The 17,282-nt window shown below is 74.7% G+C and carries 16 protein-coding genes and 1 pseudogene; 5 read left to right on the forward strand and 12 right to left on the reverse strand.

What is annotated here, in order from left to right:
- Positions 1-3 precede the first annotated feature (3 nt).
- From HOP40_RS31085 to HOP40_RS31100, 4 genes are read right to left on the reverse strand one after another with little or no spacing between them, the layout of a single operon-like run.
- Positions 4-1,947 (reverse strand): oxidoreductase, encoded by a 1,944-nt coding sequence (locus HOP40_RS31085; RefSeq protein WP_172165975.1) that lies wholly within the window; start codon positions 1,945-1,947, stop codon positions 4-6.
- 44 nt (positions 1,948-1,991) lie between these two features.
- A complete protein-coding gene (locus HOP40_RS31090) occupies positions 1,992-3,617 on the reverse strand; it encodes an FAD-dependent oxidoreductase (RefSeq protein ID WP_172165978.1) in 1,626 nt (541 codons plus the stop codon).
- 26 nt (positions 3,618-3,643) lie between these two features.
- Positions 3,644-5,296 carry an AMP-binding protein gene (locus tag HOP40_RS31095; RefSeq protein WP_172165981.1) on the reverse strand — a complete coding sequence of 551 codons (1,653 nt, stop codon included), beginning with the start codon at positions 5,294-5,296 and terminating at the stop codon, positions 3,644-3,646.
- 29 nt (positions 5,297-5,325) lie between these two features.
- Positions 5,326-6,093, reverse strand: a complete 768-nt coding sequence (locus tag HOP40_RS31100) for an enoyl-CoA hydratase/isomerase family protein (RefSeq protein ID WP_172165984.1) — start codon at positions 6,091-6,093, stop codon at positions 5,326-5,328.
- Positions 6,094-6,316: 223 nt separating this feature from the next.
- On the opposite strand from HOP40_RS31100, the gene dctP reads away from it, so the two are divergent.
- From dctP to HOP40_RS31115, 3 genes are read left to right on the forward strand one after another with little or no spacing between them, the layout of a single operon-like run.
- Positions 6,317-7,456 (forward strand): TRAP transporter substrate-binding protein DctP, encoded by a 1,140-nt coding sequence (dctP, locus tag HOP40_RS31105; protein WP_172165987.1) that lies wholly within the window; start codon positions 6,317-6,319, stop codon positions 7,454-7,456.
- Positions 7,441-8,022 (forward strand): TRAP transporter small permease subunit, encoded by a 582-nt coding sequence (locus HOP40_RS31110; protein WP_172165990.1) that lies wholly within the window; start codon positions 7,441-7,443, stop codon positions 8,020-8,022. Before dctP ends, HOP40_RS31110 begins: the two co-directional genes overlap by 16 nt.
- Positions 8,012-9,388 (forward strand): TRAP transporter large permease, encoded by a 1,377-nt coding sequence (locus HOP40_RS31115; RefSeq protein WP_172165993.1) that lies wholly within the window; start codon positions 8,012-8,014, stop codon positions 9,386-9,388. Before HOP40_RS31110 ends, HOP40_RS31115 begins: the two co-directional genes overlap by 11 nt.
- 36 nt (positions 9,389-9,424) lie before the next feature.
- Here HOP40_RS31115 and HOP40_RS31120 read toward each other — a convergent pair whose 3' ends face one another.
- Positions 9,425-10,048: a carboxymuconolactone decarboxylase family protein gene (locus HOP40_RS31120; protein ID WP_172165996.1), complete on the reverse strand. Its 624-nt coding sequence runs from the start codon at positions 10,046-10,048 to the stop codon at positions 9,425-9,427.
- Between the two features lie 55 nt (positions 10,049-10,103).
- On the reverse strand, positions 10,104-10,292 hold the full coding sequence (locus HOP40_RS31125; protein WP_172165999.1) for a ferredoxin: 189 nt from the start codon (positions 10,290-10,292) through the stop codon (positions 10,104-10,106).
- Between the two features lie 86 nt (positions 10,293-10,378).
- Here HOP40_RS31125 and HOP40_RS31130 point away from each other — a divergent pair, with 86 nt between their 5' ends.
- Complete coding sequence (locus HOP40_RS31130) at positions 10,379-11,620, forward strand: cytochrome P450 (RefSeq protein WP_172166002.1); 1,242 nt, start codon at positions 10,379-10,381, stop codon at positions 11,618-11,620.
- Positions 11,621-11,666: 46 nt separating this feature from the next.
- Here HOP40_RS31130 and HOP40_RS31135 read toward each other — a convergent pair whose 3' ends face one another.
- From HOP40_RS31135 to HOP40_RS31150, 4 genes are all read right to left on the reverse strand, one after another.
- Positions 11,667-12,407, reverse strand: coding sequence for a carboxymuconolactone decarboxylase family protein (locus tag HOP40_RS31135; RefSeq protein WP_172166005.1), 741 nt, complete (start codon positions 12,405-12,407; stop codon positions 11,667-11,669).
- A 67-nt stretch (positions 12,408-12,474) separates the two neighbouring features.
- A complete protein-coding gene (locus tag HOP40_RS31140; RefSeq protein WP_172166008.1) occupies positions 12,475-13,272 on the reverse strand; it encodes a crotonase/enoyl-CoA hydratase family protein in 798 nt (265 codons plus the stop codon).
- Complete coding sequence (locus tag HOP40_RS31145; RefSeq protein WP_172166011.1) at positions 13,269-14,033, reverse strand: SDR family NAD(P)-dependent oxidoreductase; 765 nt, start codon at positions 14,031-14,033, stop codon at positions 13,269-13,271. The genes HOP40_RS31140 and HOP40_RS31145 overlap by 4 nt, the downstream gene beginning before the upstream one ends.
- Before the next feature lie 70 nt (positions 14,034-14,103).
- Positions 14,104-15,285 (reverse strand): thiolase family protein, encoded by a 1,182-nt coding sequence (locus HOP40_RS31150; protein ID WP_172166014.1) that lies wholly within the window; start codon positions 15,283-15,285, stop codon positions 14,104-14,106.
- Positions 15,286-15,406: 121 nt separating this feature from the next.
- Between HOP40_RS31150 and HOP40_RS31155 the strand changes: the two genes are divergently transcribed.
- Positions 15,407-15,967 carry a nuclear transport factor 2 family protein gene (locus HOP40_RS31155; RefSeq protein ID WP_172166017.1) on the forward strand — a complete coding sequence of 187 codons (561 nt, stop codon included), beginning with the start codon at positions 15,407-15,409 and terminating at the stop codon, positions 15,965-15,967.
- 11 nt (positions 15,968-15,978) lie between these two features.
- On the opposite strand, the gene HOP40_RS31160 is transcribed toward HOP40_RS31155, so the two are convergent.
- Positions 15,979-16,608: an EthD domain-containing protein gene (locus HOP40_RS31160; protein WP_172166020.1), complete on the reverse strand. Its 630-nt coding sequence runs from the start codon at positions 16,606-16,608 to the stop codon at positions 15,979-15,981.
- Between the two features lie 49 nt (positions 16,609-16,657).
- Positions 16,658-17,107, reverse strand: a pseudogene (locus tag HOP40_RS36905) (VOC family protein); the annotation flags it as partial.
- Between the last annotated feature and the right edge of the window lie 175 nt (positions 17,108-17,282).

A 17,282-nucleotide genomic window follows, 5' to 3' on the forward strand; every position in this document is an offset into this window, starting at 1 on the left:
CCCCTACAGCCCGCGACCGGCCCGCTGCCCCTCGCGGACGGCCTCGGTGATCGTGCGCGGCGCCACGCAGTCCCCCGCCGCGACGACCTGCACCCCGCGCCCTGCGAGCTCGGCGGTGAGCCGGTCGCGGACGCGGTTGCCCGCGGCCAGCACCACGGCGTCGGCGGGCCGCTCCAGCTCGACGTCGGTGAGCGTGTCGCGCAGGGCGACGCCCGTCGCGGTGACCTCCACGGCGGCCACGTGCGGGAGGAACTCGACCCCCTTGCGCGCCAGGCGCCGGTGCATCCGGACGACGGTCGAGGAGTCGAGGTTGGCCCCGGCGGAGAGCCGCGGCGTCGCCACGACGACCCGGGCACCGCGGTCGGCCAGGACCTCGGCCGGGAGGTAGGCCGGGAAGTGCCCGACCTCGTCGACGACGACCACGGACCTCCCGGTCCAGTCCCCGTCGGCGGCGACGGCCTCCTCCGGCGTCAGGACCGGGGTTCCGGCGTGCGGGATCGACGGCGGCCGCGGCACGGAGCCGGTGGCGACCACGACGGTGCCGAAGCCCTCGTCGCCGAGCAGGTCGGCGGTGGCCTCGGTGCCCAGCCGCACCTCCACGCCCAGCCGGCCGAGCTCGGCGGCCTGGAACTCGACGATCCCGGCGAGCTCGCGGCGGGCCTCGACGGCGGACGCCGTCACGACCTGCCCGCCGAGCCGTCCGGCGCTCTCGAACAGCACCACCTCGTGGCCGCGGCGGGCCGCGGTCAGGGCGGCCTCCATCCCCGCGGGCCCGCCCCCCACGACCGCCACGCGGCGGGGCTCGGCGGCGGGCCGCTCGGTGCCCTCCCCCAGCTCGGCCTCGTGCCCGACCGCGGGGTTGACGGTGCAGGTCAGGGCGCGGTTCGTGTAGAGGTTGCCGAAGCAGCCCTGGTTGCAGCCGATGCAGGGCCGCACCGTCTCGGGAGCCGTCAGGCTCTTGATCACCCACTGCGGGTCGGCGATCTGCGCCCGCGCCACCGCCACCGCGTCGGCCGAGCCGTCGGCGAGGACCCGCTCGGCGGACGCGGCGTGCGTGATCCGGCCGACGGCGATCACCGGCGTCGACACGACCTTCTTGATCGCCGCCGCCAGGTCGACGAAGACGCGGTGCTCGACGTCCATCGGCGGCACGATCATCTCGTTGTGCGCGGAGGTGCCGGCCGTGACGCTGATGTAGTCGACGAGCCCGGTGGCCTCGACGCGCCGCGCCACCTCCACGTAGTCGTCGGAGGTGAGGCCGTCCTCGCGGAGGTCGCTGCCGTTGAGCCGGACGCCGACCACCCGCTCGTCGCCGAACCCGGCGCGGACCCGCCTGATCGCCTCGAGCAGGAAGCGGATGCGGTTGTCGGGGGAACCGCCCCAGCGGTCGGTCCGGCGGTTGTTCACCGGGGACAGGAACTGGGCCGGCAGGTACTCGTGGGCCGAGTGCACCTCGACGCCGTCCACGCGCGAGCGGGCGACCACGGCGGCCGTCGCCTCGTAGCCGTCGAGCAGCTCCTCGATCTCCGCCTCGGTCATGGCGTGCGGGATCTCCGGGGAGATCGCGCTGCGCACGTCCGAGGGCGCCCACAGCGCGTGCTGGGTGTCGAGCGAGCCCATGCGCGACCCGCTGTGCGCGAGCTGCACCCACGCCTTGCAGCCGTGCTCGTGCAGCCCGTCGGCGAGCCGGTCCAGCGACGGGACGATGGCCTCGTCGTAGGCGAGCAGGTACTCGGGGAACTTGGGCGCGGTCGGGTGCACCGCGACGCCCTCCACCACGACGGCCCCGACCCCGCCCTTCGCGCGTTCCAGGTAGTAGCGGTGCATCCGGTCGCCGACGACGCCGTCGCGCGACATCACCGTCTGGTGCCCCGGGAAGACCGTGCGGTTCTTGAGCTCGAGCCGTCCGCGGACCAGCGGCGACCCGAGGAGCGTGGGGATCGGCATGGACTGACTCCTCGTGGTGGTGGGGTGCGGCTCAGGAGGACGGCTCAGGCGGGGGCGCGCAGGCGGGCGGCGGCGGCGAGCCCCGCGGCGTAGGCCATCGTGGAACCGGGTCCCAGCGTCGCGCCCGCGCCCGGGTAGCCGGGGCCCATCGGGTGGGCGGTGGTGTTGCCGGCGGCGTAGAGCCCGGGGACCGGGTCGCCGAACGCGTCGAGCGCGCGGCCGTCGCCGTCGGTCACCACGCCGCCCTTGGTGCCGATGACGCCCGACACGACCTGCACGGCGTAGAAGGGCGGCGTCTCGACCGGCCCCAGCGCGGGGTGCGGCGCGTGCTGGTCGCCCCAGTAGCGGTCGTAGGCGCTCTCCCCGCGGTGGAAGTCCGGGTCGGCGCCCACCCGGGCGCCGGCGTTGAACCGCTCGAGGGTCTCGGCGAGGCCCCGGGCGTCGACGCCGGTCGCGTCGGCGAGCCCGGCGACGGTCGGGGCGGTCCGGATCCAGGACGGCGTCGGTGCGCCCGCCCGATGGCTGAGGAAGCCGTACTCGGCGAGGTGGCGGTGGTCGAACACCAGCCACGCCGGCAGGTTCGCGTAGTCGTAGGCGCGGGGGTCGAACAGGTGGAAGGCCTTCGTCATGTCGTTGTAGTTGTGGGCCTCGTTGACGAACCGGCGCCCCGCCCGGTTGACGATGACGGTGTGCGGGCCGGTGCGCTCGAAGCGCAGCAGCGTCGCGGTCGGCGCGCCGTCGGTCTCGTCACCGGGCACCAGGACCATCGGGCCCCACCAGGCCTCGCGCATCGACCCCAGCCCGGCGCCCGCCTTGGCCGCCATCCGGATGCCGTCGCCGGTGTTGTGCGGCGGGCTGCAGCTGCCGTGCACCGGGCCGGACAGGAAGTCGGCGACCATGTCCGGCGCCCACTCGAACCCGCCGCAGGCCAGCACCACCTCGGCCCCCTCGAACCGCACGCCCCCGGCCGCGGTGACGCCGACGACGGCTCCGTCGGACACCAGCAGGCGCTCGGCCGGGCAGTCGGTCACCAGCGTCACGCCGGCGTCGGCGCAGGCCTTCACGAGCGGGGCGACCAGCGCGCGGCCCCGGGCGACCAGGCCCCGCTCCGCCCGGGCCCGCAGCTCCTCCTCGGGGAAGCGGGTGAAGATCCGCCACTCCTCGTACTCGCGCATGGTGAACGGCAGGCGCGCGTCGGGGCGCAGGCTCGCGGCGAGCCCGCCGAGGTGCGTGGCGTCGTAGAGCTCCGGGTCCAGCGAGCGGCCGCCGGGGTGCGCGCCGTCCCACTCCGGGTGGTAGTCCGGGAACGCGGCCATCGGCACCATCCGCAGGCCGGTGCGCCGCTCGAGGAACTCGAGCATCTCCGGGCCGCGGTCGACCAGGGACGCCAGGACGTCGGGGGCCGTGCGCCCCGCGGTGACGGCGGCGAGGTAGCGCAGCGCGGCGTCCCGGTCGTCCTCGATGCCCAGCTCCGCCATCCGCCGGTTCAGCGGCACCCACAGCATCCCGCCGGACACCGCCGCCGTACCCCCGAGGTAGGGAGCCTTCTCCAGCACCGTGACCCGTGCGCCGCCGTCGGCGGCGGCCAGCGCCGCCGTGAGGCCGATGGCCCCCGACCCCACGACGACCACGTCCGCCGGCGCCCCGACGTCCCCGCACCACACCCGCATGACGACTCCTCGATCGGTGGGACCTCTCAGGACCGGCTGCGCGCCCGCTCGCGGTCGGCGGTGCCGGCGTCGACCCCGGTCTCGCGCAGCGGCGCCTTGCGGACCTTCCCCGACGGCGCCAGCGGCAGCTCGTCGGCGAACCGCACGTAGCGCGGCACGGCGAAGGCGGGCAGCCGCTCCTCGCACCACCGCCAGAGCTCCTCGGCGGTGGGCCCGGCGCCGGGCTCGGGCACGACGACGAGCAGCAGCTCGTCCTCGCCCGCCTCCGCGTCGGCCGGGACCCCGACCACGGCGCACTCCGCGACCCCGGGGTGGGCGAGGATCGGCTGCTCGACCTCGTAGGAGCTGATGTTCTCCCCGCGCCGGCGCAGCGCGTCCTTGAGCCGGTCGACGAAGTAGTACCAGCCCTCGGCGTCGCGCCGGAGGCCGTCGCCGGTGTGGAACCACAGGTTGCGCTGCGCCTCCGCGGTGCGCTCGGGCATCCCGTAGTAGCCCGAGCACATCGTCCACGGCAGGGCCGCCCGCACGACGAGCTCGCCGACCTCGCCGACGGGCACCTCCTCGTCGGTCTCGGGGTCGACGAGGCGCACCTCGAAGTACTCGTCGACGAGCAGCCCGGCCGCACCGGGCGGGCGCGGCTCGCCGTAGGGCGTCAGGATCGGCATGGCGATCTCGGTGAGCCCGAAGTTCTCGACGAAGGCCTCGATGCCGAACCGCTCGGCGAAGTCGTCGGCGACCGAGGTGGCGAGCGGGACCGCGTAGAGGCAGCGCAGCGCGTTGTCGGCGTCGTCGGGGCGGCGCGGCTGCTTGTGGACCCAGTCCATCATCACGCCGACGAAGTTGGTGACGGTCGCCCCGCACGCGCGCAGCTGGTCGATCCACCGGCTCGCGCTGAACCGGCGCTGGAGCACGAAGCGGGCGCCCACGATCAGCGCCGGGTAGGCCGCGAGGAACTGGGCGTTGCCGTGGAACAGCGGCCCGACCGACATGTAGACGTCGTCGTCGGTGAGCCGGGTGAGCGCGACGCACTCGTCGGCGAAGAAGTGCATGTGGGCGTGCGGCATCATCACGCCCTTGGACAGGCCCGTGGTGCCCGAGGTGAACAGGATGGCGGCGAGGTCCCGCGCGCCGACCTCGGGCAGCACCGCGGGCCGCGGGGCCGAGGCGAGGACGTCGAACGGCTCGGCCGTCCGGCCCGCCGCCCGCAGCAGCGCCAGCGCCGCGCCGGAGTCGGTGCCGCGCCCGGTCACGTAGAACGTGCGGATCGCCTCCGCGGCGGGGACGTCGAGCAGGTGCGCGGCGAACTCCGGGTCCACGACCGCCGCCCGCGGGTCGACGGTCCGCACCTGGTGCTCGAGGAACGCCCCGCGGTAGGCGGTGTTGATCGGCACCTCGACCAGCCCGGCGACCGCCGCCCCGAACCAGCCGGTGATGTACTCGGCCGAGTTGGCCGCCATCAGCAGCACCCGGTCGCCGGGCTCGCAGCCGCCGTCGAGCAGGGCTCCCCCGATGCGCTCGGCCACGTCGAGCACCTCGGCGTGGGTCAGGCGCACGTCCTGGCCGGGGACGTCGAGGAAGACGCGGTCGGCGTGGGTGACGGCCCGGTGCCGGAGCACGGCGGGCAGCGTCCACGCGGAGCGGTCGGCGAAGGTGGGGACGAGGTCGCGGTAGAACCTCATCGCCGGGGTCGTCGTCGCCGGGGTCGTCGTCACTGCGCCCGCCCCGGGAACCGCGGCGGGCGCTTCTCCATGAAGGCCGCGGCGCCCTCGCGCATGTCCGGCGACCCGATGGCCTGCACGAGCATCCCGAGGCCCGAGACGAAGTTGTCGCGGCAGGCGTTCCACCACATGTTCGACGAGGTCTTGGAGATCTCCAGGTACCGGGGGCTCAGCGCCAGCAGCTCGTCGGCCCAGCGCGTGACCTCGGCCTCGAGCTCGTCGTCGTCGACCACGGCGTTGACCCAGCCCAGGTCGAGCGCCTGCTCCGCGGTGTAGCGGCGGCACATCATGGCGATCTCCTTCGCGCGCTTCTCCCCCACCGACACGGCCAGGAGGTTGGTCCCGCCGAGCACCGGGGCGCTGCCGACGCGCGGGCCGGTCTGCCCGAGCTTCGCGCTGCGGGCGGCGATCGCGAGGTCGCAGGCGACGACCAGCTCGTTGCCCCCGCCGGCCGCGGCGCCGTTGACCGCGGCGATCACGGGGCGCGGCGAGAGGCGGATGGCGTCGAACAGGTCCAGCGACGCGAAGAACATCCCGCGCAGCTCGTCGGGGTCCGGGTCGGCGAGCTCGGCCAGGTAGCCGCCGGCGCAGAAGGCCCGGCCCGTCCCCGTGATGACGATGACCCCGGCCGCCGAGGCGTCGCGCACCGCGCCGGTCAGCTCCGCCCCCATCGCCCGGTCGTAGGCGTTCATCCGGTCCGGTCGGTTCAGGCGGATCCAGGCGACCTCGCCGCGCTGCTCGACCTCGACGTCACTCATCCGGGCCTCCTCGCCGTCACTGATTACTATCACCCTGGATTTGGCCGGTCAACGGCCTTTGCGGCCGGATCGCGACCTCGTCGTGACACTACGTGGTTAGTCTCCTGACGACGCAGCGCGCACGGCCCGCGTAGCACCTTGTCCGCGCGAAAGTGACCCTGCTAACGTGATAACTATATACATCATCCCCACGGAGAGGTGAGCGTCGATGACGATGCGCACGATGGATGAGCGTTCCGCCGGCACCGGCCGACGGGCCCCCAGGATCCGCGCCGCGGCGGCGCTCGCCGCCGTCGCGCTCGGCGCCGCTGCCTGTGGTGGCGCGACCGGTGGCACCCAGGAGGCGGGGGGCGTCGAGGAGCTCGAGCTGCAGATGGCGAGCTTCCTCAGCCCGACCACCGCCCAGGGTCAGGCCATCACCTGGTGGATGGAGCAGCTGGAGGAGCGCACCGGCGGCCGGGTCACCGTCGAGCCCTTCTGGGACGCGTCGCTGCTGGGGGCCGAGGAGGTCCGCGACGGCGTCCGCGACGGCCGCGTCGAGCTCGGCAACATGACCTACGCGTACACCCCGAGCGACTTCCCGATCACCTCGATGGTCGAGGTGCCGTTCCTCGGCGACAACATCGGGGCGCAGATCCGCGCCCTCAACTCCCTGTACCAGAGCGACCAGGCCTTCCGCGGGGAGTGGGAGGAGAAGCAGGGCATCAAGGTCCTGTCCTTCATCGGCATCCCGCCGGCCCTGACCGGCGCCAAGGAACCGGTCACCACGGTCGACTGGTACCGCGGCCGGACCGTCCGCGCCAGCGGCTTCTTCGTCCGCGCCCTCGAGGCCGTCGGGGGCAACCCCGCCGCCATCCCGGTGCCCGAGACCTACGAGGCCATGCGCACCGGCACGATCGAGGCCTACGGCGGGCTGATCCTCGACGTCATCACGCCCCTGAGCCTGCACGAGGTCGGCGGGCAGATCCACGACCCGGGCCTGGGGCACTACGCGAACTCGACCTGGACCATGTCGATGGACTCCTGGGAGTCGCTCAGCCCGGAGCTGCGGGCCATCATCGAGGAGCTCAACGCCGAGTTCCCCGAGCAGCTCCTGATCGCCGCGGAGCGCACCGAGGACGAGGCCTGCACCACGATCCTGGAGTCCGGCGGGTCCGCCACGATCTTCAGCGCGGAGCAGACCCAGATCTGGCGCGACGCCATCGGCGACGCGCCGATGCGGGCGTGGATGGACAAGGCGGCGACCGCGGGCGTCGCCGACCCCGCCGCGCTCTACGAGCAGTTCCGCAGCATCTACCAGGAGGCGGAGACGGGCGAGTACGCCGACTACCGGTCTGGCATCGAGCGATGCGCGAGCCGGTAGCCACGACCGGGCGCGCCGCGGGGCTCCGCACCGCGCTCGACCTGCTGTCGCGGTGGTGCTCCTGGGTGTCGGGAGCCCTCACGCTCGTCCTGCTGGTGATGCTGGTGGCCGAGGTCGCCGTGCGCGAGGTCGTCGGCCGGTCGCTGCTCGGCACGATCGAGCTGAGCGAGGTGCTCCTCGTGCTCATCGTCGCCCTCGGCGCCGCCTACGCGCAGCGGACCGGTGCGCACGTGAGCACCGACCTCGTGACCTCCCGGTTCGCCCCGCTCACGGCGGCGGTGATCCGCGTGAGCGGCATGCTGGTCGCCGCCGGGTTCCTGTTCTGGACGGCGTGGGCGAGCGCCGAGCGGGGCTGGGAGTCCTTCGAGTCCGGCGAGGCCCGGTTCGGCATCACCTCGGTGCCGGTCTGGCCCGCGCGGCTCGTGCTGCCGTTCGGGCTCGCCCTGCTCGCGCTGCAGTGCCTGTTCACCGCGCGCGACGCGTGGCAGCGCCGCACCGGGGACGCGCCACCGGCCGGACCGGGCACCGTCACGTCGTCGGGGAAGGAGCCGGCCGATGTCTCCTGAGCTCCTGCTCGGCCTGGTGGTCGCGCTGCTGGTCCTGCTCATCGCGGCCGAGGTGCCGGTCGCCTTCTCGCTGCTGGCCGCGGGCACGATCGGCCTGATCCTCCTGAAGAGCTCGGGCTACGCCACGAACACGCTGGCCAACCAGCCCTTCGCCACGACCGCCGCGTTCAGCCTCGTGCTGGTCCCCATGTTCGTGATCATGGGGATGTTCGTCGTCGCGGCGGGCATCGCGCAGGACGTCTACGCGGTGGCCGCCCGGACGTTCCGGCGGCTGCCGGGCGGGCTCGGCATCGCCACGGTCGCGGCCTGCGCCGGTTTCGCGGCGGTGACCGGCTCCAGCGCGGCCACCGTGGCCACGATCGGCCGGATCTCGATCAGCGAGATGCGCCAGCACGGCTACCGCACCTCGTTCGCCGCCGGCATCGTCGGGGCGAGCGGGACGCTGGGCATCCTCATCCCGCCCAGCCTCATCCTGGTCATCTACGGCACGCTCACCGGCGAGTCCATCGAGAAGCTGCTGCTGGCCGGCGTCATCCCCGGCGTCTTCACCGCGGTCATGTACTCCGTGGTGGTCTTCATCCGGGCGCGCAAGGAGATCGGCCCGCAGTACGTCGTGCTCCCGGAGGACCACGGCGACACCGCCGGCACCGGGGGCGGCTCGGGAGGCGGCACCGCGGTCGACGTCGAGGTGTCGACGCGCAAGGGCCTGGCGGCCTTCGCCAAGGTCGCCACGCTGTTCCTCATCGTCGTGGTCGGCATCTACAGCGGGCTGTTCACGGCCACCGAGTCCGGCGCGATCGCCGCCTTCGCCGCCCTGCTCATGCTGGTGTGGACGTCGGTGCGGCGCCGGGAGGTCCGCCTGTGGCCCCTGCTCAAGCAGGCCTTCGAGGAGACCACCGCCGTCAGCACCATGATCTTCATGCTGCTCATCGGCGGCGGCGTGTTCACGTTCTTCATGGTGGCGGGCGGCTACGCCCGGGACTTCGCGCAGTGGATCACCGAGCTGCCGGTGAGCCCCTACCTCGTCGTCGTGGTCATCCTGCTCGCGCTCATCCCGCTCGGGATGATCCTCGACGGGATGTCCATCCTGCTGATCACCGTGCCGCTCACCTACCCCGTCGTCACCGAGCTCGGCTTCGACGGGATCTGGTTCGGCATCCTCGTGGTCAAGCTGATCGAGATCGGCCTGGTCACGCCGCCGGTCGGGATCAACTGCTACGTGGTCGCGGGGTCCTCGCCGGGCGTCCGGGCGGAGGACGCGTTCCGCGGCGTGGTGCCGTTCGTGGTCATGGACATGATCACGACGGCGATCCTGTTCGCGTTCCCGATCATCACGCTGTGGCTGCCGGACCTGGCGTCGGTCTGACGACCCTGCCGCCGCACCCGGCAGGCCCGGTCGCGCTCACTCCTGCGCGACCGGGCCGCCCAGCAGCACGGCGTCGTCGGCACCCCCGTCGTCCCAGGGTGTGACCAGCGCGCCGCTGGGGGCCCGGTAGCGGTCGGGCAGCTCCTCGACCATGTCGAGCGCCATCGACAGCCGGCCGTAGCCGACGAAGGCGGCGACGTTCATGCCCAGCTCCACGATCCCGGCCTCGTCGAAGTGCTCCCGCAGGTCGTCGATGGTGGCGTCGTCGATGGAGAGGTGGTCGGTGGCCAGCCGGTCGGCGAAGCGCAGCGCCGCGCGCTCGGCCGGGGTCAGGTCGGGGGACTCGTCCGGGGTGGCGAGCTGGCAGACCAGCCCCTCGTCCACCCCGTCGGCCGCGCCGTCGGCGTAGCGGACCGCCATGCAGCTGCGGCACTGGTTGTGGAACGCGACCCGCAGCCGCACCAGCTCCACGAGGCGTCGCGGCAGCAGCCCCGGACGCCGCAGCTCGGCCATGAAGCGCACGTACGCCTCGGCCAGCTCGGGGCGGTGGGCGTAGAAGCGGATGTTCCCCAGCTCGAGCGGGGTCTTCGTCCCGGCTCCGACGAGGTCCGCCAGGCTCGCGGGGAACTCCTCGGCGCTCAGCATCCGGATGCGGGCCACGGGCACTCCTCCTGGTCGGTCGTCCGGCGGCCGGGCCGCGGCGCGGCCGGTCCGTTCACGGGGTCACCTCGATGGCCTGCTCCGGGCACGCCGCCGCGCCCGCCTCCGCGTCGTCCTCGGCGCCCGGCGGCACGGCCACGACGGGCAGGCAGAAGCCGTCGTCGTCGAGCTCGTAGACGGCCGGGGCGGTCGCGCTGCACTGCCCGTGCCCGGCACAGGCCTTCCGGTCCACCTCGACGCGCACCGCGCCTCCGCTCCTCGAAGCACCTCGTGGATCGGTCGATCCATGGATATAGTACTCAGGTTAGCGCCGCAGACGGAGGAGAACCGATGAGGGAGTGGACGGAACCGCCGCACATCGCGACGATGACCAAGGTCGCGGACTACCGGGAGATCGACGAGATCCTGCGGTCGAAGGACTTCCGCCAGGGGTCGCACACCGAGAGCCGTCCGCTGTTCGGGGGATCGCTGCTCCTGCTCGACGGCCCCGAGCACCGGGAGCGGCGCCGCCTCGAGAACCCGCTGTTCGACCGCGCCGCCCTGATGTCCTACGACCACGAGGCGCTGGGTCCGGTCATCGACCAGGTGGTCGAGGAGTGCCGCGCGCTGGCCGACGGGGACGGCCGCGTGCACGCCGACCTGGTCCCGCTGGTGCGGACCATGCTGCACCGCATCTCCGCGGCCACCACCGGGATCGACGGCGTCGACACCCCCGAGCGGACCGAGCGCTTCCGCTTCTTCGTCGACCGGCTGGGTGCGGCGGCCACCGTCGAGTGGTCGACCGAGGACCACGACGAGGTGCTCGCCGAGGGCCTGCGTCTGCGCGCGGAGTTCGTCGAGGAGTTCTTCGGGCCCTCGGAGGAGCGCCGCAAGGACCTCGTCGCGGGGTTCCGCGCCGGGCGCGTCACCCGTGAGGAGCTCCCGGTCGACCTGCTGACGCTGCTGCACCTGCACCGGGACGACGCCTGGGACGCCGAGCTCCCGCTGCGGGAGGCGACGCTGTTCCTCGTCGCTGCCACCCAGACGACGACGCACACGCTGCCGCACGCGCTGCTGCACCTGCTGGACTGGGTGCGCGACCACCCCGGGGACCGGGCCCGGGCGACGGAGCCCGACTTCCTGCGCCGGGTGGTCGACGAGTCGCTGCGGCTGCACCAGCCGGCCCCGACGCTGCTGCGCTACGCGACGAGCGCGGTCACCCTCGCCTCCGGGCGCCGGATCGCCGAGGGCGAGCGGGTGGCCCTGCTGTTCACCCCGGCCAACCGGGACCCCGGGCTGTTCGGGTCCGACGCGGACGAGTTCGACCCGTACCGCGCGACGCCGCCGGGGATCCGGCCGTGGGGGCTGACGTTCGGCAGCGGACCCCACGTGTGCGTCGGGCGCCCGCTGGTGACCGGCCTCGCCAAGCGCGACGGCGAGCAGCCGACGGAGGGCACCATGCTGCGGATCCTGCGCGCGCTGCTGCGGGCCGGCGTGGAGCTCGACCCGGACCGGCCGCCGGTCCGGAACCCCTCGAGCACCCACGACAACTACTCGAGCATGCCCGTGGTCCTCACCGCGCTCGGGCGCTGAGGCCGCGCCGCCGCCCGCCCCGGCAGGGACCGGGCGGCGCAGCCCGTCAGGCGGGCTCGCGGGACTCCAGGATCCCCTGGGCCGCCGGCAGCCAGGACGCGACGCCGGCGAACGGCATCGCGGTGAGCGCGGCCTCCACCAGCTGCTCCTCGGTCGCCCCCGCGCTGCGGGCGCCCCGGGCGTGGATCGTCACGAACCGCGCCTGGTACTCCCCCGCGTTGACCGCGCACAGCAGCAGCTCCATGTCGCGCGGGGGCAGCGGCGTCTCGGCGAGCGCCGCCTCCCGCATGAGGAAGTAGCCCTCCAGCGCCGGTCCCGCCCGCTCGCCGAGCAGCTCGACGTAGTCCGGCACGAAGCCGAAGTACCTCTCGAAGTAGGCGTACGCGCCGGGCACGTCGGCGTCACCGGGCGCGCCCGGCTCCCCCTCCGGCGGACCGTAGGTCCGCTCGACGGCCTCGGCCAGCAGCCGGTGCGGCTCGACCCCGCGGGAGATCAGCAGCCCGACGACCGCACCCTCGGCGTGCTCGCGGGGCAGCCCGGCGGCGGCCGCCGCGGCGACGTGGTGCCCGACGAGGCCGGCGTCCCGCTTCACCGCGCAGACCGCGGCGGCGAACAGCAGCTTCGTGGCCCGGGGCAGGGCCCCGTCGGCGTCGAGAACGTCCCCGACCCGCGCGAGGCCCTCCACGAACTTGGCCGAGCGCCGCTCCAGGCCCGGCAGCCCGGACCCCTCGGGCAGCCACGCCGCCACCCGTCGACCGCCCGGGGTCACGACCTCGTCGACCTGCACTCCACCACGTCCTCTCGGCTCGCCCGGGGCCCTCGGTCCCGGGACGTCGGTCCTGCGCGCCGCCGGGTCAGCGGCCCTCCCAGCGCGGGGCGCGCTTCTCGGCGAACGCCCGCGCGCCCTCGCGGGCGTCCGCGGAGCGCCGCACCGGGTCCACCAGCGGCTCCTGCCGGGCGAACGCCTCGTCCTCGGACCACTGCGCGCTGCGGTGGACGACCTCCTTGGAGACCCGCACCGCCAGCGGCGCGTTCCGCGCGATCTCCGCGGCCAGCTCCAGCGCGGCGGCACGGGCCGTCCCGTCCGGCACCACGCGGTTGACCAGGCCCAGCTCGGCGCACCGGGCCGCGGTCAGCGCCGCGCCGGTGAGCGCGGCCTCCATCGCGAGGTTGCGCGGGAGCCGCCGGGGCAGCCGGATGAGGCCGCCGCCCGACGCCGTGAGCCCGCGGCGGACCTCGGGCAGGCCGAAGGTGGCGCCCGCCGCGGCGACCACGAGGTCGCAGGCGAGCACGATCTCGAACCCGCCGCCCAGCGCGGCCCCCTCGACGGCCGCGATCACCGGCTTCGACGGCGGCCGGGCGACGATCCCGAAGCCCCCGCGGCCCTCGACCACCGGCCGCTCCCCGGTCTCGGCGAACGCCTTGAGGTCCATCCCGGCCGAGAAGACGCTCCCGGTCCCGCACAGCACCGCGACCCGCAGGGCGGGGTCGGAGTCGAGCTCGTCGAGGGCGTCGCTGATGGCCCGCGCGGTCGGGAGGTCGATGGCGTTCCGCCGGGCGGGGCGGTCGATCGTCAGCACCGCGACGCCGTCCCGGTGCTCGACGCGCAGGCCCTCCTCCGTCCCCGTCCGCCGGTCCGCGGTGCTGGTCATCGCGGGGCCATCCGGATGGCCCCGTCGAGCCGGATGGTCTCGCCGTTGATCATGGGGTTCTCCAGGACGTGCACGGCCAGCGCACCGAACTCGTCGGGCACCCCGAGCCGCTTGGGGTGCGGCACCATCTCGCCGAGCGAGTCGCGCACCTCCTGGGGCAGCCGGCCCAGCAGCGGCGTGTCGAAGATCCCGGGCGCGATGGTGGCCACGCGGATGAGGTGGGTGGCGAGGTCCCGCGCGGCCACGAGGGTCATGCCCACGACGCCGGCCTTCGACGAGGCGTAGGGGATCTGACCGACCTGGCCCTCCCACGCCGCCACCGACGCGGTGAGGACGACGGCCCCGCGCTCGCCGTCGACCGGCTCGGTGGTCGCGATGCGCGAGGCCGCCAGCCGCAGGACGTTGAACGACCCGACGAGGTTCAGCTGCACGATCGCGGCGTAGTCCTCCAGCGAGCCGGGGCTGCCGTCCTTGCGCAGCACGCGCATCGCGTGCCCGCGGCCCGCGCAGTGGACGACGGCCCGCAGCGGGCCCCGCTCCTGCGCGGCGTCGAGCGCCGGGACCACCCCGTCCTCGGTGGTGACGTCCCCGGCGACGAAGGACGCCGTGCCCCCGAGCTCCGCGGCCGCCTCGGCGCCCCGCGACCCGGGCAGGTCCAGCAGGACGACGTGCGCGCCGCCCTTCGCCAGCCGGTGCGCCGTCGCCAGGCCCAGCCCGGACGCGCCGCCGGTGACGACGGCCGAGATCCCTGCGATGTCCACGTGGTTCCTCCCGTGGTGCGGAACGACGGCGTTCCGCTTCCGGCCGGCCGTCGAGGTGTCGGAGAAGGGGTCAGAGCCGCTCGACGATCGTCGCGTTCGCCATGCCGCCCGCCTCGCACATGGTCTGCAGCCCGTAGCGCCCGCCCGTGCTCTCGAGCGAGGCGAGCATCGTCGTCATCAGGCGGGCGCCGGACGCCCCCAGCGGGTGCCCGAGGGCGATCGCCCCGCCGCGCGGGTTCAGCCGGGCGGGGTCCGCGTCGAGCTCGGCCTGCCAGGCGAGCGGGACGGAGGCGAACGCCTCGTTGACCTCGTAGTGGGCGATCTCGTCGAGGCGCAGCCCGCTGCGCGCGAGCACCCGGCGGGTGGCCGGGATGGGTGCGGTGAGCATGAGCAGCGGGTCGTCGCCGACCACCGAGAACCCGGCGAACCGGGCGCGCGGGCGCAGGCCCAGCCGCTCGGCGGCGGCGGGGGCGGCCAGCAGGAGCGCCGCCGCGCCGTCGGTGATCTGCGAGGAGTTGCCCGCGGTGACCGACCAGGAGATCTGCGGGAACCGGCGGGCCGCGTCGTCGTCGGCGAACGCGGGCGCGAGCCCGCCGAGCCGTTCGACGGTGGTGCCGCGCCGGATCGTCTCGTCCGCGTCGACGACCGCGCCGTCGGGCGTGGTGACCGGCACGATCTCCGCGGCGGACCGGCCGGTGTCGGCGGCCTCGGCCGCGAGCGCGTGGGAGCGCGCGGCGTACTCGTCCTGCTGCTCGCGCGTGAGCTTCCACCGGGCGGCCACCAGCTCGGCGGACACGCCCTGCGACACCAGGCCGGGCTCGTAGCGCCGCCGGACGCCGGGACCGTGGGGGTCGGCACCCAGGCGGGCCGACCCCATCGGGACGCGGCTCATCGACTCGACCCCGCACACGACGACCAGGTCGTAGGCGCCGGACATGATCCCCTGGGCGCCGAAGTGCACGGCCTGCTGGCTCGAGCCGCACTTGCGCTCGACGGTCACGGCCGGCACGTGCTCGGGCAGACCCGCGGCCAGCCAGGCCATCCGCCCGACGCCGCCCGACTGCTCCCCCGCCTGGCTCACGCAGCCGGTGATGACGTCGTCGACCGCGCCCGGGTCCACGCCGGTGCGCTCCAGCAGCGCCGACACGGTCTGCGCCAGCAGCTCGACCGCGTGCACCGAGGAGAGGGCGCCGCCCGCCCGGCCCCGGCCCATCGGTGACCGGACCGCATCGATGATCAGCGCGTCGTCCACGTCCACTCCCCCGGATCCCTGGTGCGGCGCCCGTCTGCTTCCCCGCCTTCAAGGATTATTATATATATGGATCGAGTGCGCCTCCGTCTGTTGTGGCGCCCCTGCGAGGAACGGAGTCCCGATGCCCCCCACCGACGGCGACCTGGCGCGGCGGATCGCACTGCTGGAGGACCGAGCCGAGCTCCACGAGCTCGTGGCCGTGTACGGCCGGCTCATCGACGACCGCGACGTCGAGGGGATCGGGGCGATCTACACGGCCGACGCGGTGTTCGACAGCACGGCCGGACCGGTCTCGGGCCGCGACGCCGTGCTCGACTACTACCGGGGCCAGCTCGACCGCTACGGGATGACCTACCACTACCCGCACAGCCACACCATCGAGTTCACCGGGCCCGACACCGCCACCGGCGTGGTGTCCGCGCACGCCGAGCTGGCCATCGGCGACACCCCGTTCGTCGTGGCGCTGCGCTACCTGGACTCCTACCGCCGCGAGGACGGGCGGTGGAGGTTCCACGAGCGCCGGGCCCTGCAGCTCTACGCCGCGCCGCTGGCCGAGCTGCCCGCCGTCCTGCAGACCACCCTGCGCAAGCGGTGGCCCGGCACCGAGCCCGCCCCGGCCGACCTGCCCGAGCCCCTGCCGAGCTGGCGGGCGTACGCGGCGACGCGGGGCTCCGCCGGCTGACCCCCGCCACGTCAGAGGACGACGTGCACCGCGGCGACCAGGTGCTCGGTGCCGCGGACCACCCCGGCCAGCGCCCGGCGGTCGCGCTCCGCGGCCGCCGAGCGCAGGTGCGCGACGGCCGCGCCGGCGTCGTCGAACCAGAGCGACTCCACGGCGTCGAACGCGTCGCCGGACGCGTCCGGGACCCGGGCGAACGCCTCGCGGCCGACCGCGTCGCCACCCCGGCCGGGCGCGGTCAGCACGGCCGCCACGTCGGCGGGCCCGCAGCGGGGCGCCGCCCGCAGGAACACCAGCAGCCGCACGCCGGCGGGGTCCGTCCGGCCGTCGGCCACGACGCGCTCGGTCAGCAGGTGCCCGCCGACGGAGCGGTCGACGAAGCGCCGCTCGTCGGCGCGCCCGTCGGTCAGGTAGGTCGGGTGGGCGAAGACCGCGTCGAACGCCGCGACGTCGGGCGCGTCCAGCTGGGAGCAGGCGTCGAAGCCCGGCCACGGCAGCGGCGCGGCGAGGGCGTGGTTCTGCCAGTACCGCACCAGGCCGGGCAGCCCGCCGATGATCGGGCCGTGGCGCTCCCTCCAGTGCCGCTGGAACCGCTCGACCGTCCAGCCCTCCCGGCGCGGCGCGAGGCCGAAGCGCGTGATCACCGGTCGGGCCCGGCGTCGCGGCGGGCGGGAGCTGGACCAGCTCGACCCGCACCCCGTCCGGGTCCTGCACGTACACGACGCGCCCGCCCCGCATCGGACCGGCGGGTGGGGCGACCACGTGCGACGAGACCGTCCGGACCCCCCGCGCCACGAGCGCGGCGTGCACGGCGTCGAGGTCCTCCACGACGTAGCAGGTGTGGGCCGTGCCGGGGTTGGCGGTGGCGGTGTCGACCGCCCGCCGCTCGACGCCGCGGTACTCGGTGAGCTCGAGCAGCACCGCGGACGACGGGGGCCGCAGGTGCGCCACCTCCACCACGGCGCCGGGGTGGCCCGTGATCGCGCCGACGGAGGGGTCGTCGCGGGTGGTGCGCAGGACCTCCTCGAAGCCGAGGAGGTCGCGGTAGAACGCCAGCGACCGCTCCAGGTCGGCCACCTGGACCCCCACGTGGTGCATGCCGACGACCGGCACCACGCCGCTCGCAGCCCGGTTCTCCGTCATATCATCACCATAGATTACGGGGAGCCTGCCCGTCCGCGTCGAGCGGCGTCCCACCCCACCGCCCTCCCCCACTACCCGCGCGGGTGGGTCGCCCGGCCCGCACTCCCCCCACGGTGACCCCTGACACAGACGTCACGGACGGACCGGCTGCAGGAGCCGGCGTCCGGGCGCCGGG

Origin of the sequence: Pseudonocardia broussonetiae, from assembly GCF_013155125.1 — a bacterium.
Taxonomy (GTDB): Bacteria; Actinomycetota; Actinomycetes; order Mycobacteriales; family Pseudonocardiaceae; genus Pseudonocardia; species Pseudonocardia broussonetiae.

What these genes read in the sequence shown, in the direction of transcription:
- HOP40_RS31085 (WP_172165975.1), bottom strand. Translation starts at nt 1,947, where the DNA reads ATGCCGATCCCCACGCTCCTCGGGTCGCCGCTGGTCCGCGGACGGCTC.
- HOP40_RS31090 (WP_172165978.1), bottom strand. Translation starts at nt 3,617, where the DNA reads ATGCGGGTGTGGTGCGGGGACGTCGGGGCGCCGGCGGACGTGGTCGTC.
- HOP40_RS31095 (WP_172165981.1), bottom strand. Translation starts at nt 5,296, where the DNA reads ATGAGGTTCTACCGCGACCTCGTCCCCACCTTCGCCGACCGCTCCGCG.
- HOP40_RS31100 (WP_172165984.1), bottom strand. Translation starts at nt 6,093, where the DNA reads ATGAGTGACGTCGAGGTCGAGCAGCGCGGCGAGGTCGCCTGGATCCGC.
- dctP (WP_172165987.1), top strand. Translation starts at nt 6,317, where the DNA reads ATGGATGAGCGTTCCGCCGGCACCGGCCGACGGGCCCCCAGGATCCGC.
- HOP40_RS31110 (WP_172165990.1), top strand. Translation starts at nt 7,441, where the DNA reads ATGCGCGAGCCGGTAGCCACGACCGGGCGCGCCGCGGGGCTCCGCACC.
- HOP40_RS31115 (WP_172165993.1), top strand. Translation starts at nt 8,012, where the DNA reads ATGTCTCCTGAGCTCCTGCTCGGCCTGGTGGTCGCGCTGCTGGTCCTG.
- HOP40_RS31130 (WP_172166002.1), top strand. Translation starts at nt 10,379, where the DNA reads ATGAGGGAGTGGACGGAACCGCCGCACATCGCGACGATGACCAAGGTC.
- HOP40_RS31140 (WP_172166008.1), bottom strand. Translation starts at nt 13,272, where the DNA reads ATGACCAGCACCGCGGACCGGCGGACGGGGACGGAGGAGGGCCTGCGC.
- HOP40_RS31155 (WP_172166017.1), top strand. Translation starts at nt 15,407, where the DNA reads ATGCCCCCCACCGACGGCGACCTGGCGCGGCGGATCGCACTGCTGGAG.